At 72.0% G+C, this 24,592-nt stretch carries 18 protein-coding genes; 10 read left to right on the top strand and 8 right to left on the bottom strand.

Features of this window, described 5'->3' with window-relative positions; all coding sequences use genetic code 11:
- Positions 1-74 precede the first annotated feature (74 nt).
- Both AB0I88_RS05645 and AB0I88_RS05640 read left to right on the top strand, forming a co-directional pair.
- On the top strand, positions 75-908 hold the full coding sequence (locus AB0I88_RS05645) for an alpha/beta hydrolase (RefSeq protein ID WP_361018779.1): 834 nt from the start codon (positions 75-77) through the stop codon (positions 906-908).
- A gap of 10 nt (positions 909-918) precedes the next feature.
- Positions 919-1,725, top strand: a complete 807-nt coding sequence (locus AB0I88_RS05640) for an alpha/beta hydrolase (protein WP_361018776.1) — start codon at positions 919-921, stop codon at positions 1,723-1,725.
- 94 nt (positions 1,726-1,819) lie between these two features.
- On the opposite strand, the gene AB0I88_RS05635 is transcribed toward AB0I88_RS05640, so the two are convergent.
- The 3 genes from AB0I88_RS05635 to AB0I88_RS05625 form a co-directional block, all read right to left on the bottom strand.
- Positions 1,820-3,052 (bottom strand): amidohydrolase family protein, encoded by a 1,233-nt coding sequence (locus AB0I88_RS05635; RefSeq protein ID WP_361018773.1) that lies wholly within the window; start codon positions 3,050-3,052, stop codon positions 1,820-1,822.
- A 120-nt stretch (positions 3,053-3,172) separates the two neighbouring features.
- The gene (locus tag AB0I88_RS05630) at positions 3,173-3,850 is read right to left on the bottom strand and encodes a TetR/AcrR family transcriptional regulator (protein WP_361018770.1); all 678 of its coding nucleotides are present in this window, start codon (positions 3,848-3,850) and stop codon (positions 3,173-3,175) included.
- Positions 3,851-3,959: 109 nt separating this feature from the next.
- On the bottom strand, positions 3,960-5,231 hold the full coding sequence (locus tag AB0I88_RS05625) for an ATP-binding protein (RefSeq protein ID WP_361018768.1): 1,272 nt from the start codon (positions 5,229-5,231) through the stop codon (positions 3,960-3,962).
- A 575-nt stretch (positions 5,232-5,806) separates the two neighbouring features.
- Here AB0I88_RS05625 and AB0I88_RS05620 point away from each other — a divergent pair.
- Positions 5,807-5,950 (top strand): hypothetical protein, encoded by a 144-nt coding sequence (locus AB0I88_RS05620; protein ID WP_361018765.1) that lies wholly within the window; start codon positions 5,807-5,809, stop codon positions 5,948-5,950.
- A 996-nt stretch (positions 5,951-6,946) separates the two neighbouring features.
- Here the strand turns inward: AB0I88_RS05620 and AB0I88_RS05615 are convergent.
- Entirely contained in the window at positions 6,947-8,101 is a 1,155-nt protein-coding gene (locus AB0I88_RS05615; protein WP_361018762.1) for an acyl-CoA dehydrogenase family protein, read from the bottom strand.
- Between the two features lie 229 nt (positions 8,102-8,330).
- Between AB0I88_RS05615 and AB0I88_RS05610 the strand changes: the two genes are divergently transcribed.
- The 6 genes from AB0I88_RS05610 to AB0I88_RS05585 are packed head-to-tail and all read left to right on the top strand — an operon-like array spanning position 8,331 to position 17,377.
- Entirely contained in the window at positions 8,331-13,442 is a 5,112-nt protein-coding gene (locus tag AB0I88_RS05610) for a hypothetical protein (protein ID WP_361018758.1), read from the top strand.
- A 33-nt stretch (positions 13,443-13,475) separates the two neighbouring features.
- Complete coding sequence (locus AB0I88_RS05605; RefSeq protein WP_361018756.1) at positions 13,476-14,003, top strand: RNA polymerase sigma factor; 528 nt, start codon at positions 13,476-13,478, stop codon at positions 14,001-14,003.
- The gene (locus tag AB0I88_RS05600) at positions 14,000-14,755 is read left to right on the top strand and encodes a zf-HC2 domain-containing protein (RefSeq protein WP_361018753.1); all 756 of its coding nucleotides are present in this window, start codon (positions 14,000-14,002) and stop codon (positions 14,753-14,755) included. Before AB0I88_RS05605 ends, AB0I88_RS05600 begins: the two co-directional genes overlap by 4 nt.
- Positions 14,752-15,495 carry an ABC transporter ATP-binding protein gene (locus tag AB0I88_RS05595; RefSeq protein WP_361018750.1) on the top strand — a complete coding sequence of 248 codons (744 nt, stop codon included), beginning with the start codon at positions 14,752-14,754 and terminating at the stop codon, positions 15,493-15,495. The genes AB0I88_RS05600 and AB0I88_RS05595 overlap by 4 nt, the downstream gene beginning before the upstream one ends.
- On the top strand, positions 15,492-16,775 hold the full coding sequence (locus AB0I88_RS05590) for a hypothetical protein (protein ID WP_361018747.1): 1,284 nt from the start codon (positions 15,492-15,494) through the stop codon (positions 16,773-16,775). The genes AB0I88_RS05595 and AB0I88_RS05590 overlap by 4 nt, the downstream gene beginning before the upstream one ends.
- Positions 16,775-17,377, top strand: coding sequence for a hypothetical protein (locus AB0I88_RS05585; RefSeq protein WP_361018744.1), 603 nt, complete (start codon positions 16,775-16,777; stop codon positions 17,375-17,377). Before AB0I88_RS05590 ends, AB0I88_RS05585 begins: the two co-directional genes overlap by 1 nt.
- On the opposite strand, the gene purE is transcribed toward AB0I88_RS05585, so the two are convergent.
- Positions 17,374-17,871: a 5-(carboxyamino)imidazole ribonucleotide mutase gene (gene purE, locus AB0I88_RS05580; RefSeq protein WP_361018741.1), complete on the bottom strand. Its 498-nt coding sequence runs from the start codon at positions 17,869-17,871 to the stop codon at positions 17,374-17,376. The two genes, AB0I88_RS05585 and purE, sit on opposite strands and share 4 nt — an antisense overlap.
- Complete coding sequence (locus tag AB0I88_RS05575; RefSeq protein ID WP_361018737.1) at positions 17,872-19,014, bottom strand: 5-(carboxyamino)imidazole ribonucleotide synthase; 1,143 nt, start codon at positions 19,012-19,014, stop codon at positions 17,872-17,874. It lies immediately after the preceding gene.
- A 160-nt stretch (positions 19,015-19,174) separates the two neighbouring features.
- On the opposite strand from AB0I88_RS05575, the gene AB0I88_RS05570 reads away from it, so the two are divergent.
- Positions 19,175-19,735, top strand: a complete 561-nt coding sequence (locus tag AB0I88_RS05570) for a Uma2 family endonuclease (protein ID WP_361018734.1) — start codon at positions 19,175-19,177, stop codon at positions 19,733-19,735.
- On the opposite strand, the gene AB0I88_RS05565 is transcribed toward AB0I88_RS05570, so the two are convergent.
- Entirely contained in the window at positions 19,714-21,717 is a 2,004-nt protein-coding gene (locus AB0I88_RS05565) for a thioredoxin domain-containing protein (RefSeq protein ID WP_361018731.1), read from the bottom strand. The two genes, AB0I88_RS05570 and AB0I88_RS05565, sit on opposite strands and share 22 nt — an antisense overlap.
- Before the next feature lie 167 nt (positions 21,718-21,884).
- On the bottom strand, positions 21,885-24,410 hold the full coding sequence (locus AB0I88_RS05560) for a bifunctional diguanylate cyclase/phosphodiesterase (RefSeq protein WP_361018728.1): 2,526 nt from the start codon (positions 24,408-24,410) through the stop codon (positions 21,885-21,887).
- Positions 24,411-24,592: the final 182 nt, after the last annotated feature.

Here is a 24,592-nt window from a genome sequence, read left to right as displayed (position 1 = left end):
CGGCCGATGCCGCCTGTTCCCTAGCTTTGTGCCATGCCCGGTCCGCACACGGCGGATGGGCGGAAAGGCACACCATGGGGACCATCACCGTCGGTACCGAGGGTTCGACCGCCGTCGAGCTCTACTACGAGGACCACGGCTCCGGACAGCCGGTCGTCCTGATCCACGGCTACCCGCTGGACGGGCAGTCGTGGGAGAAGCAGACCGATGCGCTCGTCAAGGCCGGTTATCGAGTCATCACCTATGACCGCCGGGGTTTCGGCCGGTCGAGCAAGACCATGACGGGCTACGACTACGACACCTTCGCCGGTGACCTGAACACCGTTCTGACGCGACTCGACCTGCGGGACGTCGTCCTCGTCGGCTTCTCGATGGGCTCGGGCGAGGTCGCCCGCTACCTCGGCACCTACGGTTCGGAGCGGGTGGCGAAGGCGGCGTTCCTCGGCGCGCTGCAGCCGTTCCTGCTGCAGACCGGCGACAATCCGGCCGGCGTGCCGCAGAGCGTCTTCGACGGTATCGCCGAGCAGGCCGAGGCGGACCGCTACGCCTGGTACGAGAACTTCTTCGTCGACTTCTTCAACACCGATGAGACGCTGGGGTCCCGGCTGAGTGAGGCAGCGCTGCGAGCCAACTGGTCCACCGCTATCGGCTCGGCTCCCATGGCGGCGTACGCGTGCGTTCCGGCGTGGCTGACCGACTTCCGGGCTGACGTGGAGCGCATCGACGTGCCGTCGCTGATCCTGCACGGCACCGCCGACCGCATCCTGCCGATCGACGCCACCGCCCGCGAGTTCCGCCGCCGCCTGCCCGGCGCGCGTTACGTCGAGATCGACGGTGCTCCGCACGGCCTGCTGCTCACCCACGCGGCTGAGGTCAACGCCGCCCTGATCGCCTTCCTCAAAGACTGAGAGCCCGGCCATGCACACGCTCAAACACCGCGTCACCGTACGCGTCATCGCTGGCCTGGCCGCGCTGGTAGCGGTCGCTCTGCTCAGCACGTCGCACGCGGTGGCCGCCCACCCCGCCGGGCAGAAGCCCACGATCGTCCTCGTCCACGGCGCCTTCGCCGACGGCTCCAGTTGGAACCCCGTCATCGAGCGGCTGCAGCGGCGCGGGTTCACCGCTGTCGCCGTGGCGAACCCCCTGCGCGGAGTCCGCTCCGACGCGGAGTCCCTCGACGCGCGCCTCGCCGGCATCGACGGTCCCGTGGTGCTCGTCGGCCACTCCTACGGCGGCGCCGTCATCACCAATGTGACGGCCCGGTCCCCGAAAGTGAAGGCGCTGGTGTACGTCGCCGCGTTCGCCCCGGCGAAGGGTGAGAACGCGGGCCAGCTCGCCGGGAAGTACCCCGGTGGCACGCTGGGCGAGACGCTGGCGCCGGTCCCGCTGCCCGACGGCTCGAACGACCTCTACATTAAGCCCGACCTCTTCCGGCAGCAGTTCGCCGCCGACGTTCCGGCGCGGCAGGCCGCTCTCATGGCGGCCACCCAGCGGCCCATCCGGGACGCCGCGCTGGGCGAGGCGTCCGGCGAGCCCTCCTGGACGAGCATCCCCTCATGGTTCCTGCTGGCCGGCGCCGACAAGAACATCCCCCTGCAGGCGCAGAGGTTCATGGCCGACCGCGCCGGATCACGCGCCACCGTGACCGTCGACGGCGCCTCGCACGCCGTGGCGGTCTCGCGCCCGGACACGGTCGTCAAGCTCATCGCCCGCGCCGCGGGCTGACCTCCGCCCCTCCTCCGCGGGCGGCGGGTCGAGCCCGGCTGCGGCCGCCGCAGCCGGGCTCGCGGATGAGTCCGTCGGCGGCGGAATCAGTCGCTCATCGCGAACCGGCGAGCCTCTTTCCCCGCCGCCAGACTGCCCGGGTGTTGAGTGTGTCGCTGATCGTCGTGGTGGGGTCGCCGTCGACCAGGAGCAGATCGGCCCGGAGCCCGGCGGCGACACGGCCCCGGTCGGTGAGACCGAACCGGCGCGCCGGGGTGCTGGTGGCCGCGCGCAGCGCCTCGACCGGGGTCAGGCCGGCCCGTACCAGATATTGAAGTTCGTGGTGAACGCTGGCGCCGTGTGCCAGACCGCCCAGGAACGGCAGCGGAACCGAGGCGTCCGTGCCGACGAGCAGGTCCACGCCGGCGTCGTGCAGCGCCTTGACGGAGGCCAGCACGTCGTCGATGTCACCTTGCGGATAGTGGTTGAAACTGGACCGCAGGGTGTCCAGCCACGGCTGGTCCAGACGTGCGGACACCCGCGGATCGGCGGCGAGTTCGGCACCGGTGATGCCCATCATCGAGGCGTTCAGGACCACGCACGGCACGACGAAGGCACCCGAGGCGGCGATCAGTTCGACGATCTCGGTGGTGTGGGGCCGGTCCATGAACAGGTGGGCGAGGCCACCGATGCCGGCCTCGATCGACATGCGGGTGGCGTCGACGGTCAGGGCGTGGGCGACGGTGAGCATGCCATGGCGCCCGGCCTCGGTGACACCGGCGTTCAGGGTCCCTTGATCGAGTGCGGGCAGGCCGGGATGGCCTTCCACAGTGCCGTCGTCGACCATGAACTTGATGTAGTCGGAGCCGGTCGCGATCAGTTGCGGGATGAAGGCGACCGCCTCCTCCGGGGTGGTGGAGAACGGCATCACCGGCGGCGCCTGCGCCGGTCCCGCGCCGGGCGGCGGACCGGGCCGGAAGCCTTCAGGGAACAGTTCCGACGGGTGCCCGCCCGGCGGGGTGATCCCGAACCCGGACGAGCGTACGTCGGCGAGGCCGTCGTCCTCCTCGATGTGCCGGCGGTTGGGGCGGGTGTTGGTGCCCTGCATCTCCAGGTGGGTGGTCACCCCAAAGGTCAGGGCCAGCGCCAGGCTCGGCCTGTTGGTGTGCACGTGGGCGTCGAAGAGCCCGGGTAGCAGGGTGCCTCCGGCCGCGTCGATGATCTCGGCGCCGGACGGCGCCTCCCCTCCCACGGCCGTGATCGTGGTGCCGTCGATGACGACGGTGGTGGTCGCGCTGAGCACCTCGTGCCCGTCGAAGACGCGTGCGTTGACGATGGCGATGGTCATGTTCTCGTTCGGCCCTTTCACTTCGGGTACGCGTTCGTGACGAACACGTTCTTTGAAACCATGCGTCTACCCGCTCCCGGCACATGGACCGTCAAGGGAGGACGCTCCTCTACTGAGGGCTCAGCGGTCGGTGTGGAGCCCGTCGACGATCGTGGCGAACGTCCAGCGCATCCGCTCCTCGTAGCCGCCGGAGAGGATCTCGTCGCGAACGCGCGTGATGCTCGGATAGGTTTCGGATCGGGCCTCCGCGACCGCGAGCGCAAGGTCGCGCTCTTCCCCCGCCGCTTCGGAGGCTTCGCTGCGGCTGCCCTGCTCGGCCGCCATCGCGATCGCCTGCTGCAACAGGATGTCGACACCCCAGGCGGCCTGCCGCGCCGGCACACCCCTGGCGAGCAGCAGCCCGACGATCGTGTCGATCAACCGCAGGTAATGGGGCCCGGAGGGCCGCAGCACCAGCACCGAACGCGCCAGGCTGGGGTACGCGAACAACAATTCGGTGCAGGAACACAGCAGGTCTATCAGCTGCTCACGCCCGTCACTGCCCTTCGCCGTGCCGGGCCGCTCCAGTTCCGCGAGCAGTTCGTCGAGCAACGCGCCGTGCAACTCTGCGGTGTTGCGAATGTAGACATACAAGGACGCGGGACCGGTGTCGAGCTCAGCGGCGAGCCGTCGCATCGTCACCTGCTCGAGCCCTTCGTCGCGCATGATGCGCACGGCGACGGCGACCACACCCGCGCGGCTCAGCGGGGCCTTGGCGGGACGATCACGACGGCTGACCGGATCACGGCGCGGACTCATAACGCGATCGTAGCGAACGCGTTCGTCCCACGGCAACCGTCCTGTCAACGGCTCGCCCGCACACCGCACGGCGCGTAAGGGCCGAGCAGGCCCCGCCGCATCCGGCCTCTCAACACCTCCACAAAGCGTCAATCGGCATCACCAGCGTGCCGTTCTCGTGCGTGAAGGTGAGCGACCCGGCGTAGAAGACGATCGCCGTCGCCAGCCGGGTGCCGATCCGCGCGCGCAACGCATCGATCCCGGCTAGATCCGCCCGATCGACCCGTGTCCCGGCCTTGATCTCGAAAGCGAAGACGATCCCGTCATCGCGCTCCAGGACCAGGTCGACCTCCTGGGCCGCGGCAGTACGGAAATGCCCGGCCGCCACCGGCCCGTCCCACCAACTGACCTGCTTGAGAATCTCGCCCACGGCGAAGGTCTCGACGAGGTGCCCGTACTCGGTCAGCGTCGACGGGTCGTTCTTGGCGATCTTCTCTGGTGTCAGACCGGCAAGCCACGCCATCACACCGGCGTCGACCACATGCACCTTGGGCTGACGGGTGATCCGGGAACCGAGGGTCGTCCCCCACGCCGGCAGACGCTGGACGAGAAAGACCGCCTCCAAGAGCCGGATGTAGTTCTCCGCGCTGCTCTTCTCCATTCCCACGGCCTCGGCCACGGCAGCAATGTTGAGCACTTGACCGGACCGCGCGGCGAGCACTTTGAGCAATCGCGGCAGCATTTCCCGCTGACGCACCCGAGTCAGTTCGATCACGTCACGCTCGATGACGAGATCGAGGTAGTTGGCGAACCAGCGCGACCGGGAACGTCCGGGCGGCCGACGCAAAGGCACCGGCATACCACCGGAGGTGATCCGGCGTGCGTACTCCTCTCGTGACGTCACCGAAGGTTCCTGGGCTGCCGGCAGCGCACGACCGTCGAGCAGCCGGTGCATCAGGAGGTCGTCGGTTCGGCCATCGATCTCCGCCTGCGCCAGCGGCAACACCTCGAGAACGTCCACCCGGCCGGTCAACGCCTGACCGGCTCGCGGCAGGGTCTCATACCGGGTCGATCCGGCGAGAACGAAGCGTCCCGGGCTGAGGTCCCGGTTCAACTCCGCCTTGATGGCGTCGAGAAGGTCCGGAACGTGCTGGTACTCATCGATCAGAATCGGGCTCGGCCCACTGACGAAGCGCCCCGGATCACTGCGAACCGCGGCCCGCGTGGCGGGGTCGTCGCAGTCGAGCACCGGCCGCCCGAACCGGGCGGCCAAGGCATGTAACAACGTGCTCTTCCCGACGGTGCGGGGACCGTTGAGCACGATCGCTGCCTCTTCGCCGAGTCGGCGCCCGAGAACGCCCACGAGCTGCCGCTCCGCCATCCCGGTCAGCAAGCCATCCACGGACACCAGGCTACCTAGTTCCGCAATCACGCCTCAGATTTTCCGCATCTCACGGGCCGTATTTTCCGTCACGTCGACCGAAGCGTTCCGGGACGGGCGGCCGCTGATGGGTGACGCCAGGCGGACGATGACCACTGCGGCGGCCGGACCTGACGACATGGCCGGCGATAGCCGTCAACGAACGCACCCACTCCGATTCGCACGCCGCTCTGCTCGCGCTGGCGCACGCCGCCGAACTTGCCCGTGCGCTGGCGCTGGTCAAGGACGAGGTCCACATCCTGTGGGAAGGGGCTACGCGCATCGAGGCGATGCTTGACGGTGCGCCGCAGTCTTCACAAGACTTCACCGAGCTTCACAATTCCTTCGCGCATAACTTGCGAGGTGTGAAGCTCCGATGTCTACCGCTCTAGCCGAGAACGAGACTGACCACGTTGTGGGACCTAGCCGAAACACTAAGCGGCGCTATCGATGGGTTGAGCCTGACTGACCCAAGCCGACCCGATGATCATTGACTGACGCCCCATCGCCTGCTGGGCGGGGCACCGTAACCGGGATGGCAGGCGCAGAACTCCCGCGTGGTCGACGACGTCGACGATGACGATCGCAACCGTGAGAGCAGCACGGACGCCGCCCGTGTCGCACGCTGGTTCGACAGCGAGGATGAGGACACGGCGTCGATGCCGGGCGACGAGCTGCTGACGCAGCTTTTCGCCAAGTGAGTCGGAAGGCCGCTGGGCCGCTGGTTCTGGACGCGTCGGTGATGACCGCGTGGATTCTGCAACAGAGCCAGCGGTGGCAGCGGGTCGACCGCCTGTTCCAGGTTCCTCCCACCGGCCTCATTGCGCCGGTGCCGGCCCTGACCGAGGCCATGCACGTCGCCCGGCGTCACGGCAACGGTGCCTGGCCCCTACCCGTTTGATCGCGCGGTTCCGGTCCTTGCACGAAATGCGGTCTACATGGTGTGCGCATGGTCGGGCCGTGTCCTCTATGTTGCGCCCGATGCCTGAGCGGCACGATCGCCGTGGCGGTTTCGGTTCTTACTCCCGGACCACGAACGCGCCGCCATCGACATGGTCCTCCGTCAGCTGGAAACCGTTGCCACCGAGTGGGCGCTGACCTCGGCCAACGCCGGCTGATCGACCACCTTTCTCTTCTGGATTCTCGGTGTCGTGCCGTTCGGCGCCGCCCGACATCGCGGAGGTCTCCCTGTGGGCACAATCGGTGACTGGTATGCCAATGCCGGCGCCCGCGAGCGTGGTGGTTTCAGCTACGACCAGGAGAATGACGACCAGGCCGATCGGACTCCGGACTCCTGGCTCGACAACCATAGGCTCCGACAGTCCGATGATCCGCCCGCTGCGCCGGGCCGGGTCGCTACGGCATCACGGCACTCCGGGCACGAAACCACGCCTTTGATGGATGCGCTACGCACCCTGCGCAAAAAGTCGCCAGGTATGAGCATCCCGGAGATGACCAAGCGCCTACGCCGCCTGCCCCGCTTGGCCACACTGACCGAAGGTGACGTGGAGAGAGCCTTCTGCCGACTGCCCCCCCGTCTCGCCAGGCCTGAACAGCGAGCCGCGGTCGGGTCAGGCGATACGCGTACGGTCAGGATCCGGATAGCAAACCCTACCCCTGGGAAAGTGGCATACGCAGGTCGCGCCGGGTTGACTACCATCAGCCAACCCGGTGTGACCTGCCGAAACTCTGCTGACTCAGCCCTTCAGGAGCTGTCGTGCCATCACGATGCGCTGGACCTGATTGGTCCCTTCGTAGATCTGGGTGATCTTGGCGTCGCGCATCATCCGCTCGACCGGGTAGTCGCGGGTGTAGCCGTACCCGCCGAGGATCTGGACCGCGTCGGTGGTGATCTCCATGGCGGCGTCCGAGGCGAAGCACTTGGCGGCCGCGCCGAAGTAGGTCAGGTCGGCGTCGCCGCGCTCGCTCTTGCCGGCCGCCACGTAGGTGAGCTGGCGGGCCGCCTCCAGCTTCATGCCCATGTCGGCGAGCATGAACTGCAGGCCCTGGAAGTCGGCGATCGACTTTCCGAACTGCTTGCGCTCCTTGGCGTACGAGAGAGCGAAGTCGAGCGCGCCCTGCGCGATGCCGATGGCCTGCGCGGCGATGGTGACCCGCGTGTGGTCGAGGGTTTTCATGGCGGTGGCGAAGCCGGTGCCCTCGTCGCCGATCATCCGGTCGGCGGGGATGCGCACGTTGTCGAAGTAGACCTCGCGGGTGGGCGAGCCCTTGATGCCGAGTTTCTTCTCCGGCGCGCCGAAGCCGACGCCCTCGTCGGACTTCTCGACCACGAAGGCGGAGATGCCGCGGGACCGGGCGGACGGGTCGGTGACGGCGAAGACGGTGTAGTACTCGGAGACGCCGGCGTTGGTGATCCACCGCTTGACGCCGTTGAGCACCCAGTGGTCGCCGTCGCGGACGGCGCGGGTGGTCATCGAGGCGGCGTCGGAGCCGGCCTCGGGCTCGGAGAGGCAGTAGGAGAACATCGCCTCACCGGACGCGACCTTCGGCAGGTACTTGCGCTTGAGTTCTTCGGAGCCGGCGATCAGCAGCGGCATGGTGCCGAGCTTGTTGACGGCGGGGATCAGCGAGGAGGACGCGCAGGCCCGGGCCACCTCCTCGATGACGATCGCGGTGGCGAGGGCGTCGGCGCCGGCACCGCCGTACTCGGCCGGGATGTGCGGGGCGTGGAAGTCGGAGGAGCGGAGAGCGTCGTACGACGCCTTGGGGAACTCTCCGGTCTCGTCGGCCTCGGCGGCGTGCGGGGCGACCCGCGCGTCGCAGATCTCACGCACGGCGGCGCGGATCGTCTCGTGGTCCTCCGGCAGCCGGTAGACGTCGATGTCAGCCATTTACTTAACCTTCCCTAAGCCGGTCCCGGGCCATGTTACCGGCGCGTAGCGTGGCCCTGGCAACACCGCCGTCTGTGCCGAATATCGCCGCCCGATCGAGGGCATGCCGGTGAACCGCCGGGTTCGGGGCCGTTTCCGCAGATCTCCATCCGCTTGAGACTGTTCTAATGAGGTGTCTGAACGGCATGCTCTAACTACTGACAGCGGCCGGCTGGAGCGAGGGGGTCCTGTGGCGCAGGCTGACGAGCCCGACTACGTAGACGAGCTGGCTCGTATCGACGCGTCGATAGCGGATCTGAAGATCCGGGACATGCAGGCCGCTGCCGAACGCACCAAGATCGCCAGCAAGATCCAGGCCGCCCAGTTCCAGCGCGACATCCTGTCCCACGCGCAGAAGCAGAAGGGCGCCAAGAGCCGCCGCTCCACCCGGCGCCGGCCCCCGGAGGACTTCCCGCCGCCCCCGCCGCCCGGCGCCCCGCACGCCGACGAGGAGCCGCCACGGCCCCGCCGCCGGCCGCAGCCACCGCCGGAGTGGGCCGATCCGGACGCCGCGCACACCGGTCCGCCCGGCGTCGCCTCCGACGGGGTGACCGTGCTGGTCGACGATCCACCACCGACCGAGCGGGTGGTCCCGCCGCCCGGCCCGCGCCGGCAGCCGCTGGCCACCATGGAGCACCCGCCGGAGGCGTCCACCCAGTCGGTGCAGAACATCCTGCTCGTCCTCGGCGCGCTGCTGCTGGGCGTGGCCGCCGTCGTGTTCGCCGGGGTGGCGGTGTCCAACCCGTTCGCCCGTGCGCTGATTCTGGCCCTGGCCACCGGGATCGCCCTGTCCGCGGCGCCCGGGGTGGCCAAGCGGGGGCTCACCTCCACCGGCGAGGCGATCGCGGCGATCGGTCTGGCCATGCTGCCGATGACGCTGTATGCGCTGCACGACACCCCACTGACCGGCGGGGACGTGCCGACCGCCCTCTACCTGGGGATCACCTTCGCGATCACCGCGATGGCCGGCTTCCTCTACGCCGGAGTCACCCGGCTGGCCGCTCCCCGGTACGCCACGGTCATCGCCACTCAGCCGGTGGCGCCGCTTCTCGCGTACCCGATGATCGAGAGCCCGGCCGGGTGGGGCCTCGCGCTGACCACCGTGGCCGTGCTCGACCTGCTTCTCCTGACCACCGTGATCCGCACCGGCCGGCTGGTGCCGCGCTGGCCGCTGGGGCGGCCGGTGGCGGCCGACCGCGTGTCGCTCGCGGAGGCGGACGCCGACGCCGAGCGGTTCGCGAAACGTGAGGGCGCCCCCGATCCGGCGGACCCGTCGGCGTACGCGGCGGACGCCCCGCCGCGCCCGGAGTCCCGTCCGGAGGAACCGGATCTGATCATCTCAGGGCTGAACCGGCCTCGTCGCCGCTGGTCGCCGAGCCGGGTCTTCCCCGGTCCGCGGCCGCAGGGCGCCCCGCCGGCCGGCTCGATGCCGCTGGCCCCGCCGGCCACCCCGCCGTCGGCGGACTGGCTGCGCGAGCTGACCTTCGCCCTGCTCTGTCTCGCGTCGGCGGGCGCTCTGCTCTACTCGTCGGTGGCGCTGCTGCAGGCCCGGGCGGTCGGTGACGCGTTGCGGTCGGGCCTGATCCTGGTGGCCGCGGCGGGCACCGCGGTGGCCGCGGCCCGGCTGTTGAAGCACCCGCTGGCGCTGAACGTGGCGGGCGGCGTGCTGACGCTGGCGGTGATCGGTGCGATCGCCCGGATCGCCGGGGTGATCGCCCCGCCGTGGAGTGTGGTGGCCGCCGCCGCGACGGTCGCCCTGACCGGCGCCGTGATCGGGATGCTGGCCGAGCCGGTGCGCCGTGGCCCGCAGTACGCGTCGACCGCCGCCCTGGCGCTGATCGGCCTGGTCGTCGGGGTGGACGCGATCCGCGCGGCGATCGCCCCGGTCGCCGCGGCCCGCCCGGTGTGGGACGCGGACACCGCGGCGTACGCCCAGAAGCTCGCCGAGGCGGTCGGCCCGTCCGGCTGGCTGCTGGCGTTCAGCGCGCTGCTGATGACGATCGCCGCCGCCCTGGCCCTGCCGGCCGGCATCCGTCACGAGGGCGCGGTCGCGGGCATCGTGGTGACCGCCCTGTCCGTTCCCGCCTCGCTGGGCCTGCCCTGGTCGGAGGCCCCGTGGCCGCTGGTGCTGGCGTCGATCGGCCTGGGCGCCGCCGGCCTGTGGGCGAGCACCTCCCGGATCGCGTACGCGCATGTGGCCGCGGCCGGGGTGGTCGGGCTGTTCGGCGCGTGCGCCGCGCTGAGCGCCTCCTGGCTGACCGCCGCCGTGCTGACCGCCCTGGCCGGCGCCGGGGTGATGGTGACCATCGCGGCCCGGCAGATCCCGGTCCGGCTGTTCGCGTGGGTGGTCGGCGACTGGGCCTCGGGCGCCGCGGCGCTGGCCGTCCCGGGGGCCGCCGTGACCGCCGCGCTGGCCGTCTCCGACCCCGGCGGCGGTCCCCCGCCCAACGCCGGGTCGACCGTTCCGGCGCTGGCGGCGGGCTTCCTCGCGGTGGCCGGCACGCTCAGCTACGCGGCCGTCTTCCAGGTGGCCCGCCGCGAGATCAGCCTGCCGTTGACCGTCGGCACCGGGCTGGGCGCGGTGGCGATGGCGCTGGCCGCGCTGTTCGCCCCGGGCGCCACGGCCCCGGACATCTGGGTGGGCGCGCTGCTGCTCGGTGCCGCCGGGCTCCTGTTCTTCGCCAAGTCGATCGACAACCGGGGGCGTACCGACCGGCTGCTGGACGGCCCGGACATCGCCGCGGCGGCCGCCACGGTGGCGATCTGCGGCGCGCTCGCCCGGGTGGCCGCGCTCGGTTTCCCGTCCGCGCCGCTGGCTGTCGCCGGGGTGGTGGTGCTGCTGGTCGGCATGGGCGTCACGGTCCTGCCGGACGACTGGCGGGCCGGCCCGGCCCGCGGCCTCGGCATCGCCGCACTGGTCGTCGGCGCGATCGCCGGCTGGCAGGCGCTGGTCGGTGGCCTGCGGGTGCTGTCGCTGCCGGGCCCGCTGTGGGAGGCCGACCTGGCCGCCTATCCGGCCGCGGCGCCGGAGGGCGCGTGGCAGGCCCCGTTCGCCCTGGTCATGGTCGCGGTCACGGCCGCGATCGCGATGCCCAAGCCGTGGTCACCCTACGCGTCCGGGCTCGCCGCCGCGCTCGCCACCATCGGTACGCCGTACGCGCTCGGCTTCCCCTGGTGGTCCCCGCTGATCATCGGCACCGCCGTGGCGGTCGGCTACGCGCTGGCCGCCGTCGCCGCGATCGAACCGCACACCGCCCGCGCCCGCGCCGGGGTCGCCGCCGTGGTGCTGCTGCACGCCGCCTCGGCCGGTCTGGCCCGCCCGTGGTCGACGGCGCTGGCGCTGCTCGTGGTGGTGCTGCTCGGCACGCTGGTGGCGGCGATGGCCCGGATCCCGGCACGGCTGCCCGCGTCCTCGTCGGACGACACCGCCGAGATGGACGGGTCCGATCCGGACCGGCCACCGGTGCGGGTGCTGCCCCGGCACCGGGCGCAGATCGGCGGCGCGGCGACGGCCTCGGTGCTGCTGGCGCTGCCCGGTCTCCTGGCCGCGCTCGCCGCCGATCAGGGTCACGATCTCCAGGTGGTGCTGACCGCCGCCCTGGCCGGCTCCACACTGGGTCTCGCGGTGCTGGCCGCCGTCGGCCGGTACCTTCCGCAGTACCTGCCGTGGGCGACGATCGGCGTGGTCCTGGGCGCCTCGGTCATCGCGCTCGCCTGCATCCCCACCGACTATCCGACGGCGCTGTACGCCGCGGCCGCCGCCCTGGTCGGTGTGCTGGCCGAGATGTTGCGCGGCTCCGTCCCGCCGGCACCGGCCGACCCGACGCCGAGGGTGGCGCCGTTCGACAACCCGGCGGTCGGGCGGTATTCGCGGATCCGGCGGCCCGGCTGGGGTGAGCGCTGGCTCGCCGACCCGGCCACCGGCGCGGTGATGCTGGCCCTGCTGCCCACCGTGCTGGCGCTGTTCTCGCTGGCCCCGGCTCTGCGCGCGGCTCTCATCGACCCGTTGAAGCAGCTCGACGCGATCTGGCAGGGCCCGGTGCCGGCGCTGGCCGACCCGGTGGTCGGCAACATCGACGGCACCAGCGCCCTGGCCGCCGTGCTGCTCACCGGCGCGGCCGCGCTCGCCGCGATCGGGTTCGGCGGCAAGGCGTCCGAGGCGGTGCCGGTGATCCTGCCGGGGCTCGCGCTGACCCTGCTGATCACGCCGATCGCCCTGCACGCCGGCTATCCGGCGGCCACCGGGGCGGCCCTGGTGGTGTTCACCATCTCGATGCTGGGGCTGGCGCTGACCCCGCCGCCGATCGCCACCCGGGCGCCGGTGCTGCGCGGCACCCGCAACGTGGTGTTCGTGATCGGTCTGCTGGCCGGTGGCGCCGGGCTGGTCGGCAGTCTGGCGGAGAAGCCGCTGACCCTGTTCACGCTGGGCAGCGCGGTCGGCGTCGGGCTGGTCGCGGCGATCAACGGGCGCACCCAGATGGCCCGGCTGCTGGGCTGGCTGTTCGCCGCCCTGATGGGCCAGATGTTCGTGCTCGCCGTGTCGATCGCGGCCGGGCTGGAGCGGCAGTGGGCGGCGTTCGGGGTCCTGGCCGTCGGCGCGGTGCTGCTGACCCTGGAGGCGGCGCTGCCCCGGCTGGGGCTGCCGCAGTACCGGGCGGAGGCGGTCACCGTCGAGTGGAGCGGCTACACGTCGGCGGCGATCGCCGGGGCGCTGGCGTTCGACTCCCCGACCCATCTGGCGGCGCTGCTCGCGGCCTGGGGCGCGGTGCTCGGCCTGGCGGCGTCCCGGCCGGACCGCACCCCGAGCCAGCGGCGCACGCTGTTCTGGGTGGCGGTCGGGTTCGAGATCGTCGGCTGGTGGCTGTTCATCTCGCTGGCGTCGGTGGGGCTGCCGGAGGCGTACACTCTGCCGTTCGCGGCGCTGGCTCTCGCGGTCGGCGTGGTGGAGGCCCATCACCGGTCGGATCTGAGCAGCTGGGCGGCGTACGGTCCGGCGCTGCTGGCGGCGTTCGTGCCGACCATCGGGATCGTGCTGACCGGTGAGGGCGGCGATCTGCGGGCGGTGTTGCTGCTCCTGGGGGCGGTGCTCACGCTGATCATCGGTTCGCGTACCCGCCAGCAGGCCCCGGTGGTGGTCGGCACGGTGGCCACGGTGATCGCGGCGCTGGCGTTCGCGGTGACGGTCGGCGGGCCGTGGCTGATGCTGGTGCCGGTCGGTGTGGTGCTGCTGTTCCTGGGCGCGTCGAGCGAGAACAGGCGGCGTACCCAGGAGTTCCGTGAGGTCCTCGCCAAGATGCGGTGAACCGGATCCTGAATCGCTGCGTCCTTACTCTGCATGGAGGACGACGCGGCGCTACGCCGGATCGCGGCCGGTGACCGGGCCGCGTTCCAGGCGTTCTATCAAGCGCACGCGCCCTGGCTGACGGCTCGCCTGCGACGGCGCTGCCCCGACCCGGAGCTGGCCGCCGAACTGCTTCAGGAGACCTTCCTGGCGGTGTGGCGGGTGGCGGCCGGCTATCGCGGCGGCGCGGAGGCGGCCGGCTGGCTCTGGTCGATCGCCCTCAGCCGGCTGATCGACTCGCAGCGGCGGGCCGCGGTCCGGCCCCGTACGGTTCCGGCGCTCGGTGACGAGGAACCCGGCCGGCATCCGTCGGCCGAGGACGAGGCGCTCACCCGGGTCTGGGACACCGCGGTGATCGACGCCCTGCGCCGGCTCTCCCCCGAGTTGCGTGCCGTGTTGCAGGCGACCGTCCTCGACGGCTTGAGCGTCCGGGAGGCGGCCGTCCTGCTCGGCGTGCCCGAGGGGACGGTGAAGACCCGCGCCATGCGGGCCCGGCGTCAGCTGCGGGAGGAGCTCGCGTGACCGAATTCCACGTCGCGGACGCCGATCTGTGGGCCTGGGCGGAGAACCGGCTGTCCGAGCCGGCCGCCTGGTCGGTGGAGGCCCACCTGGACGGCTGCGCGATCTGCCGTTCCCGGGTGCCGGCGACCCCGGGCCTCCCGCCGGCTCCGCTGCATCTGCCGGCGCAGGGCAGGGTCCGGCCGGCCACCCGGGCCCGCCGGATCCGGGTGCTCGTCGAGGCCGGCCCGCAGGCGCGGATCGCCTGGTTCTCGGCGGTGGCCGTCACGGTGCTGCTGACTGTGACGCTGGGCGACCGTGTTCCGCACTGGCTGCTTCTTCTGGTCGGCCCGGCGCTGCCGGTGCTGGGGACGGCGGTGTCGTACGGGCCGCGGTCGGATCCGATGGCCGAGCTGGTGGCGTCGACCGCGTACGGCGGGTTGCGCATCGTGCTGTGGCGGACCCTGTCGGTGCTGGCCGTGTCGCTTCCGGTGGCGGCGGCGGGCGGTTTCGTCTCCGGTCTGGGTTCTCCGGCGATGTGGCTGCTGCCGTGCTGCGCCCTGACCGCGCTGACTCTGGCGCTGGCCTCGTTCACCGGTCCGACGGTTTCCGCCTGGGTCGTCGGCGGCGGTTGGTTCGCGCTGGTCACCGCCGCACACGGGCTGCCGGTGGACGCCACGCCGCTGCTGGTGGCCCCATCTGCCACCCCGCCCTGGCTGGCCGTCACCGCGGTCGGGTCTCTGATCATCACGTACCGAAGGGAGGCGCGCCGATGACGGTCGCCGTCGACGATGTGACCGTCCGGTACGGCCGCCGGGTCGTGCTGGACGGCCTGGATCTGGCGCTGGACACCGGCGTGCACGGGCTGCTCGGCCCGAACGGCGCCGGCAAGACCACGCTGATGCGGGTGCTGGCCACGGTGTCCGTACCGGACAGCGGCGGCGTGCGGCTGCTGGGCAGCGCGATCACCGACGAGAAGGCGCTGCGGGCGGTTCGCCGGCAGCTCGGCTACCTGCCGCAGACGTTCGGGTTCTATCCGCGGTTCACGGTGCGCGAGTTCGTCGAGTACCTGGCCTGGCTCAAGGAGATGCCGGCCGCCGGGATCCCGGTGGCGGTGGACCGGGCGCTGCAGCGGGTCGGGCTGCTGGACCGGGCCGACGACCGGATGCGGACCCTCTCCGGCGGCATGCAGCGCCGGGCCGGGATCGCCCAGGCGATCGTCAACGATCCGCGGCTGCTGCTGCTGGACGAGCCGACCGCCGGGCTGGACCCGGAGCAGCGGGTGGAGTTCCGGGCCCTGCTGCGCGAGCTCGGGGTGGACGCGTGCGTGCTGGTCAGCACGCATCTGGTGGAGGACGTCGCGGCGGCGTGCGAACGGGTCAGCCTGGTCGACGGGGGCAGGCTGGTCTTCACCGGCACGTCGGCGCAGTTGGCCGCGGCCGGCGGCGACGGCGATGCCGGTGACTCCGCCATCGAGCGGGGCTACACGGCCGTGCTGCGGGCGGCCCGCGCATGATCAAGCAGATCCCGCGCACCGAGCGGCGCGACGGCACAGGCATGATCGGGCGCATCCTGCGCACCGAGTCGCGGCGCGGCGCCGCGCCGCTGGCCGCGACGGCCTGCGCCGTCGCCATGGCCTGGTTGCTGGTGGTGCACCCGGCGGATTGGCTGGGCCATTGGGGCGGCCTGGCCGTCTATCTGCGGGTGTGCATGCTGGTGCTGTGCCCGTTGTTCCTGGCCGCGGGCGCCTGGCAGGCCGGCCGGGACCGCCGTGCCCGGATGGTGGAGCTGCTCGGGACCGTGCCGCGCCCGGGATGGCATCCCATGATCACCGGTTGGGCGGCGGTGACGCTGGCCGGTCTGGCCGGCCTGGCGGCGCCGCTGCTGGTGGCCGCGGTTCTGACCGCCCGGTTCGCCACCTACGCCGGTCCGGGCTGGTGGTGGCCGATGTTGGTGGCTCCGGCCGGGCTGGGCGCCGCGTCGGCTCTCGGTGTCCTGATCGGCCGGCGGTTCCCCGGGCGGATCATCGCGCCGGTCGCCGCGCTGGCGCTCTACGTGGGGCTCGCAGTGCCCGCCTACTTCTCGGAGAGCCGGTGGGCGGTCCTGTCCCCGTCGACCGACGAGTTCCGGGCGTACGTGTTCTGGCCGGGCACCTTCCACGCCTGGCAGGCGGCCTGGTTCGGGCTGCTCGCCGTGACGTTCCTGCTGCTGGCGACCCGCCGGTGGGGGACGGCCGTCGTCCCGGCGGCGCTCGCCGGGACGCTGCTGGTGGCGCTACCACCGGATGAGCCGGCCGAGGATCCGGGCGCGCTCACGCTGGTGTGCACCGAGCGGGCACCGCAGGTCTGCGTCACCCGGATCAACGAGTTCCTGCTGGACGACGTCGACGCGGTGCTGCGGCCCGGCCTGGAGCGGCTGGCCGGCATCCCGGGCACGCCGGTCCGCGCGGTGGAGGACACCGCCCGCCGGCGGGGCGAGTACCGTCCCGACACCGCGTGGTTCGCCCTCCTCGACCAGGCCACGATCACCGGCGGGCTGAGCCACCGGGACTGGCTGGAGACCACGTTCCGCAGCAGCCTGGGCGACAGCGACTGCCCGCCGCCGCCGGATTCGGTCGGGGATCCCGCCGTGGACCCGCTGTGGCGTACGGAACTGGCGGCGTACCTCTGGATGGAGGGCGACCCGCCGCCGGAGCTGACGGCCCTGCCCGTGGACCGGCAACGGGAGTGGATCGGCCGGGTGTTCGCCGCGAGCCGGGCCTGTGACCGTGCCGAGCTGGCCCGGTTGGCGCCGTGATGAGCGCCCGGGCGGTACGGCTGCACCTGCGGGCCCGGGGTGGCCCCCGGTTCGGTACCGGACTGATCCTGGTCACCGTGTTCGCCGCGGTGGCCGCGCAGTGGCTGGCGACCCGGCCGTTCTTCGACGGTCCGGGCGCCCGGGTGCCGATCGTCGCGCTCGCCCCGCTGCTGGCCGCGATGCTGCTCGGCCGGACCCTGGCCGGCGCCGACGAATCGCTGGAGCGCAGCTTCCCGGTTCGCTGGCGGCTGGTCCGGGCCGCCCACCTGGGTGCCGCGACCGGGCTGGTGGCGCTGCTGCTGGCCTCGGCCGGCCTGCACGACCCGGCGGTCTACGGCTCCCACGCGCTGATCCGCAACACCCTGGGCTGTATCGGTTTGGTCGCCGGGACGGCGGTGCCGGCCGGCGCCCGGCTGGCGTGGCTGCCCGCCTTCGCCTACATGGTCACCGTCTACGGCGCGTCTCCGGCCCGCGACGGCGGCTGGGAGAACCTGTGGGCGTGGCCGTTGCAGCCGTCGACGGCCGTCCTGTCGTGGGCGCCGGCGCTGGCCGTGTTCGCGGTCGGCGCCGGCCTCTACGTCCTGCGTGGGGCGCGGAGTTAGCCCATCAGTTTCTCGCGCAGCGCCGCGTCCTTCTCGGCGACCAGCTCCTCCAGGCCCTTCTGGAACTCCGCCATCCGCTGCCGCAACGCCGGATCGGAGGCGCCGAGGATCCGGACGGCGAGCAGGCCGGCGTTGCGCGCCCCGCCGATCGACACGGTCGCCACCGGCACACCGGCCGGCATCTGCACGATCGACAGCAGCGAGTCCATCCCGTCCAGGTGCTTGAGCGGCACCGGGACGCCGATCACCGGCAGCGGGGTCAGCGCCGCCACCATGCCCGGCAGGTGGGCTGCCCCACCGGCGCCGGCGATGATCGCCTGGATGCCCCGGCCGGCGGCCGACTCGGCGTAGTCCACCATCTTGCGCACCGTGCGGTGCGCGGAGACCACGCCCACCTCGAACGGCACCTCGAACTCGGCGAGCGCGACGGCCGCCGCCTCCATGGTGGGCCAGTCCGAGTCGCTGCCCATGATGATGCCGACACGCGGGGCCATCTACACGCCTTCCTGGAGCCACTTGGCGGCGCGCGCGGCCCGCGCCCGCACCTCGGTCAGATCGTCGCCGAGCACGGTCACGTGGCCGATCTTGCGGCCGGGCCGGACCTGCTTGCCGTAAAGGTGCACCCGCGCGTCCGGCACCTCGGCGAACAGGTGGTGCAGCCGCTCGTCGACGGAGATGCCGCCGGGCTCGCCACCCAGCACGTTCGCCATCACGACGACCGGCGCGGTCAGCGCGGTCGAGCCCATCGGATAGTCCAGCACCGCCCGCAGGTGCTGCTCGAACTGCGACGTCCGGGCGCCCTCGATGGTCCAGTGCCCGGAGTTGTGCGGGCGCATCGCCAGCTCGTTGACGACGATGCCGGCGTCGGTCTCGAACAACTCGACAGCCAGCAGGCCGACCACACCGAGCTCGGTGGCCAGGTCGATGGCGAGTTGCTGGGCCTCCAGCGCACGCTCCTCGGCGAGGCCGGGCGCGGGCGCGATCACCTCGACGCAGATCCCGTCCCTCTGCACGGTCTCCACCACCGGATAGGCGGCCACCTGCCCGAACGGTGACCGCGCCACGAGAGCGGCCAGCTCCCGCTTCAGGGGGACCTTCTCCTCGACGATCAGCGGGATGCCGGTCGACATCAGGTCGGCGGCGGCCTCCGGGGAGCCGACCATCCAGACGCCGCGTCCGTCGTACCCCCCTCGGGTCGCCTTGGCCACCACCGGCCAGGACCCGCCCGCGAAGGTCTCCACGTCGGAGGCCGTGGCGATCCGCGCCCAGCGCGGCACCGGCGCGCCGAGCTCCGTGAGACGCTCCCGCATCAGACCCTTGTCCTGGGCGAAGACCAGCGCCTTCGAACCCGGGAAGATTTTCACGCCCTCGGCCTCGAGCGCCTCGATGTGCCCGGTCGGCACATGCTCGTGGTCGAAGGTGACGGCGTCGCACCCCTTGGCGAACTCGCGCAGCGCCGCGAGATCGGTGTGCGTGCCGATCGGCACGTCGGCCGCGACGAGCGCGGCACTGTCATCGGCCTTCTCACTGAGCACACGCAGTGACTGGCCGAGGGAAATGGCGGCCTGGTGGGTCATCCGGGCCAGTTGCCCGCCTCCCACCATGCCGACTACAGGCAGTCCGGTTCGGGTATCCATCGCCAGGCCAGCCTAGCGACGCCGCAGATCAACCCCAAAATCGATCCCTTTTCGTGGTACGCGCGACAGCGCCCCCGACCACACCAGAATCGCCGACGCCCTCCGGGCGCTACCGATAACCGACGGCCGTGTCGGCGCCTTTCACCGTTAGCATGAGTCCATGAGCGCAGAGGCAATCGGCAGGTTGATGCCCGCCGTCATCACGCTCGACGACCTGGTCGCGATGATGGAGGCCGACGAGCACGGTCATCGGTATGAGACGAGCACCCAAGGAGCGCTGTCCGTGGTTCCGCCCCCCGACGGCAAGCACGGCAAGCTCGCCACTCAGCTCACGCTTTGGCTCGGTCGCGTGCTGTCCGGTGACCAGTTCGTCCAAGCGGCCGGCATCCGGATTCCCGGTCCGGCAGGCAACGCGGGACGGATCCCGGACCTCACTGTCTGGTCCCACGATCCAGGCGACAAGGTCTGGTACAGCGTCGACGACGTCATCCTGGTCATCGAGATCATCTCTCCTGGGTCCGAGGCAACAGACCAAGTCACGAAGGTCAAGGAGTATGCGAGCGCCGGTATCCCGCAATACTGGACGGTCGCCCGAGACGCCGCGAACACGGTGACAATCCACCAGCTCACTCCCGAAGGCGTCTACGAGGTCACCGCAAAAGTGCCATTCACATGGCTGATGCAGACCTCGCCCGCAGATCATCTTCCCGTTGAGGGGTGATCTAACCGCATCATCAACTCGGCGGGGGTGGTGACCGGGCGGTCGCAGACGAAGCCGCGGCAGACGTAGGCGGCGGCCCGGCCGTCGATCAACGGACGGCCGGCCAGCAGCGGCACGCCGGGCCGGTCCGGCTCTCCGGCGACCACGACCGTGCCGCCGGGTGCGTGCCGGAACGCGGCCTCGACCAGCGGATCCGCGAGGTCGTGAGTGGCCACGGCGATCTCGTACGGCCCGGCGAGCACCGCCTCGGCGACGGCGGCCGAGTAGCCGGCGAACCGCGGATGGCCCTCGATGAGCGGCCCGAGCGTGGCCAGCGCCGCGTCGGCCGCCTCCCGGTAGGAGGTCTCGCCGGTGAGGGCCGCGTAGGCGACCAGGGCCGCGCAGATCGACGACGCCCCGGACGGGGTGGCGTTGTCGGTCGGGTCGGCCGGGCGGGTGACCAGCTTCTCGGCGTCGTCGGCGGTGTCGTAGAAGCCGCCCGCCCCGGTCCCGAAGTGGGCCAGAACCACGTCCAGCAGCTGTTTCGCCAGGTCGAGCCAGCGCGGTTCGGCGGTGACCTGATGGACGGCCAGGAACGCCTCGGCCACGCAGCCGTAGTCCTCCAGCACCCCGGCCGGATCCCCGGCCACACCGTCGCGGGACACCCGGCGCAGGCGGCCGTCGATCAGGTGCCGGTCGGCCAGCACCCCGGCCAGACTGATCGCCGCCTCCCGGGCGACGTCCGAACCGGTCAGCGTGCCGTGTTCGGCCAGGGCGGTGACGGCCAGCCCGTTCCAGGAGGCGACCACCTTGTCGTCGCGGGCCGGCTGCGGGCGGGCGGCCCGGGCGGCGAGCAGCCGCTGCCGGACGTCCTGCCAGCGGGCGATGATCGCGGGGTCGGCCTCGTCGATGTCGCGGGCCAGGACCAGCACACTCTTCCCGTGCTCGAACGTGCCGGACGGGGTCACCCGGAACAGGTCGGCGGCCCAGCTGCCGTCGTCCTCGCCGAGCGCCTCGACCAGTTCGGCGGGCGTCCACGCGTAGGTGGAGCCCTCGGCCCCGGCCGCGTCGGCGTCCAGGGCGGACGCCAGGCCGCCCGACGCCGTACCGAGGTCGCGCAGCAGGAAGGCGGCCGTCTCGTCGGCGATCCGGCGGGCGATCACGTCCCCGGTGAGCCGCCACAACCGGGTGTACGCCCGAAGCAGCAGCGCGTTGTCGTACAGCATCTTCTCGAAGTGCGGCACCGTCCACGTGGCGTCCACCGAGTAACGCGCGAAACCGCCGGCGAGCTGGTCGTAGAGGCCGCCGCGGGCCATCCGCTCGCACGTGTGACGGACCGTCTCCAGCGCCTCCGCCGACCCGGTGCGCTCATGGTGGCGCAGCAGGAACAGCAGGTTCATGTGCGGCGGGAACTTGGGAGCGCCGCCGAATCCCCCGTACGTCTGATCGTGGTCCTTGAGGAGGGCGACCACCGCGGCGCCGAGCAGCTCCGCGGAGATCGGCGCGGCCGGGCCACCGACGAGCTGGGCCCCACCGACCGCCTGAACCACCGCGGCGCCCTGTTTGACGACGTCGTCGCGCTGTTCCCGCCAGGCGGTGATGACCGAGTCGAGAAGCCGGGCGAAGCTCTGCTTCGGGAAGTAGGTGCCGCAGAAGAACGGCTCACCGTCGGGCGTGGCGAAAACGGTCATCGGCCAGCCGCCCTGCCCGCTCATCGCCTGGGTGGCGGTCATGTAGACGGCGTCGACGTCGGGCCGCTCCTCCCGGTCCACCTTGATCGACACGAACCCGTCGTTGAGCTGGGCGGCGATCGACTCGTCCTCGAACGACTCGTGAGCCATCACATGACACCAGTGGCAACTCGAATACCCCACTGAGATCAGTAGGGGCACATCTCGCCGTCTGGCTTCCGCGAAGGCATCGTCCCCCCACGGCCACCAGTCAACGGGGTTGCCGGCGTGCTGGAGGAGGTACGGCGAGGTGGCACTACCCAGCCGGTTCATGGAACAACCCTCTCACAACCGCGGCGGCGACATGCGGCACGACTCGGCTTACCCGATCGCCCTCCGGCGAGGCCATGCAGCTCAGCCGATGGCCGGTCTGCTCGGCCCGTCGGTGGTGACCCGTCGCCTGTAGGTGGGGGGACGATGTTCGCGAACGGCGGGAACTCTCACGCGGTGGAGGCGTCGTCCGCCCGCAACGGCGTCACGTTGCCGGAGGCCGACCGGGCCAGCTGCGACAACGCCTGGACGATCTTGTCGGCGGGCATCGGTTTGCAGAAGTGGTAGCCCTGCGCGGAGGGGCAGCCGAGCGCGATGAGAGCGGCCCGCTGCTCGATCGTCTCGATGCCTTCGGCGACGACCCGCACGCCCAGCCGGGCGCCCAGTTCGACGGCGCCGCGCACCACGGCGCCGGCCGCCGCGGAGTCGATCATCTCGTCCACGAAGGAGCGGTCGATCTTGATCTCGTCGACCGGCATCCGGGTGACCGACGCCAGTGACGAGAAGCCGGTGCCGAAGTCGTCGAGCGACACCTGCACGCCGGAGGAGCGGAGCCGGGCCAGCACCTCGTCGACGATGTCCTGCTCGCTGACCGCCACCGATTCGGTGATCTCCAGGACCAACCGAGAAGCGGGTGTACGGTGCCGGCGCAGCGCTTCGGTCACCTGGGCAGGGAAGGTCGGGTCGGTGAGGCTGCGGGCCGACACGTTCACCGAGACCGGTACGTCGATGCCGCTCGCCGTCCAGTCCGCGGCCGAGGCCAGGGCCAGGTCGAGGACCCGCCGGGTGAACGGGATGAGCAGCTCGCTGCGTTCCACGGCGGGCAGGAACTCGGCCGGCGACAGGTTGCCGCGCCGCGGGTGCCGCCAGCGGACCAGCGCCTCCACCCCGGTCGGCTCGGACGTGACTAGGTCCACGGCCGGCTGGAGGTGCAGCATGATCTGGTCGTCGGCGGCGAACGCGTCCTGCAGGTCGGCGAGCAGCGCCAGCCGGTCGGTGCTGCTGACGTCCTGCCCACTGTCGTAGGTCCCGACCGTGACGCCCATCTCCTTGGCCCGCCCGATCGCCAGGGACGCCCGGCGCAGCAGCTCGCCGACCTCGCACTGGCCGGCCCGTTCCACGGCCACGCCGACGGTCACCTCGACCGAGAGCCGGACCCCGGCCACCTCCATCGGCACCCGCAGCTGTTCGACCAGCTCGCGGGCCCGGCGCAGGGCGGGCAGCATCGGGCTGGGTTCGCCGTGCGCCGGCGCGTTCGAGTCGGCGAGGGTGGCGACCGGGGCGAGCAGGGCGAACTCGTCGTCCCCGGTACGCCCGGTCAGCTCCCCGTCGCGGATCAGCCCGTTGAGCCGTTCCGCGATCAGGCGGAGCACCTCGTCGCCGCCGCGGTGGCCGAGCGTGCTGTTCACCTCGCCGAAGCCGACGACGTCGAGCAGCAGCAGCGCCACCGGCCGGGGCCGGTCGAGCGAGCGCAGCAGCCGGTCTCCCTCGGCCCGGAACGCGCTCCGGTTGAGCAGGCCGGTGAGCGGGTCGTGCACCCGGTCGTGGGCGGCGCGGGCCTCCACGTCGACGATCCGCTGGTGGGCGGCCGCGTCGTGCAGGGCCCCGGCCAGCGCCTCCCCGTACGCCGCGATGGCCGCCTCGTCGCGCGGCACCGGCAGCCCGGGCTCGCCGAGCCAGACGGTGAGTTCGCCGACGGGCCGGCCGGACACCGCCATGCTGCGGGTGATCGCCGGGCCGGAGCGGGCGCCGGTGGCGTTCTCCAGGCCGGGGACGTCCTGGGCGTACCGCCGGTGGCCGTGCCCGGTGCGGACCTCCAGTTCGGCCCGGCGGGCGCCGAACACGTCCAGGGCGCCGAGCAGCCCGGCCCGGGCGACCTCGGCCTCGCTGGCGCCGGGCAGCCGGGCGGTGGCCGCCGCGAACGCCTCCCACATCCGGCGTTCCTCGGCGGCCCGCAGATGGAACCGGTACGTCCGGTGCAGCAGCCACAGCACCGGCCCGAAGGCGAGCAGCCAGAGCGGTTCGCGGATCAGGGCGTAGACCGCGCACAGGCCGACGATCAGGTTTCCCACGGTCATCGGCAGCTTGGCGTAGAGGACCCGGGTGGCGATCTGCCCGGGATGCGCGTCGCGGTGCAGCATCAGGGTGAGCACGACCAGGCCGAACGTGATGAGCAGGTAGGTGCCGGCGCCGGCCATCAGGGCGAGCGGCAGCCGGGCGCTGTGCACCGGGACGTCGCCGGCCAGCAGCGCGGTGACCAGGGCGGCGCCGGCGACACCGAGGGTCATCGAAGCGATGAGGTGCACGATCTCGGCGACGTTGCGCAGCCCGGTGAACCAGGCCAGCATCAGCCAGGCGGCGCCGGTGCCGGCCAGGGTGGCGGCGGGCAGCCAGCCGGCCGGGGCCAGCACGAAGCCGACCACCACGGCGGCCTCGGCCCAGCTGACCGACACGGCGTCCGGTCCGAGTCGGAACCGCAGGCCGGCGAGCTGGGCGATGGCGGCGAGCACGGCGGCCACGCAGACGCCGTAGACGGGCGGGAGCGGGCGGCCGTCGGCCGGGTGCACCGGCTGGAGGGCGCCGAGGACGACGGCCGCGGCTGCGGCGATCACGACGACGGCGGTCAGGATCCGGACCGGGCGCGGACGGCCGGTCAGCATGGCGGAGCCCGGCCAGGAACGCTGGGGAGGGGTCATGGCGACGCCCGGCGGCGCACGGCCGAATGCACGTGCACCACGGTTACCGAGAGTCGGCGCCGGACAGTGGTCATGTCGGCGCCCCCTTCCGCGCAGGGTCCCGAGGGCCGTGCGGCCCCCGGCGGAAGGCTAAATCAATCCCGATGAACGCAACAGGGCTTGACGGCGCCGAGAGGGCCACA

Origin of the sequence: Actinoplanes sp. NPDC049802, from assembly GCF_040656595.1 — a bacterium.
Classification (GTDB): Bacteria; Actinomycetota; Actinomycetes; order Mycobacteriales; family Micromonosporaceae; genus Actinoplanes.
This window is presented reverse-complemented; position numbering and strand designations above follow the sequence as displayed.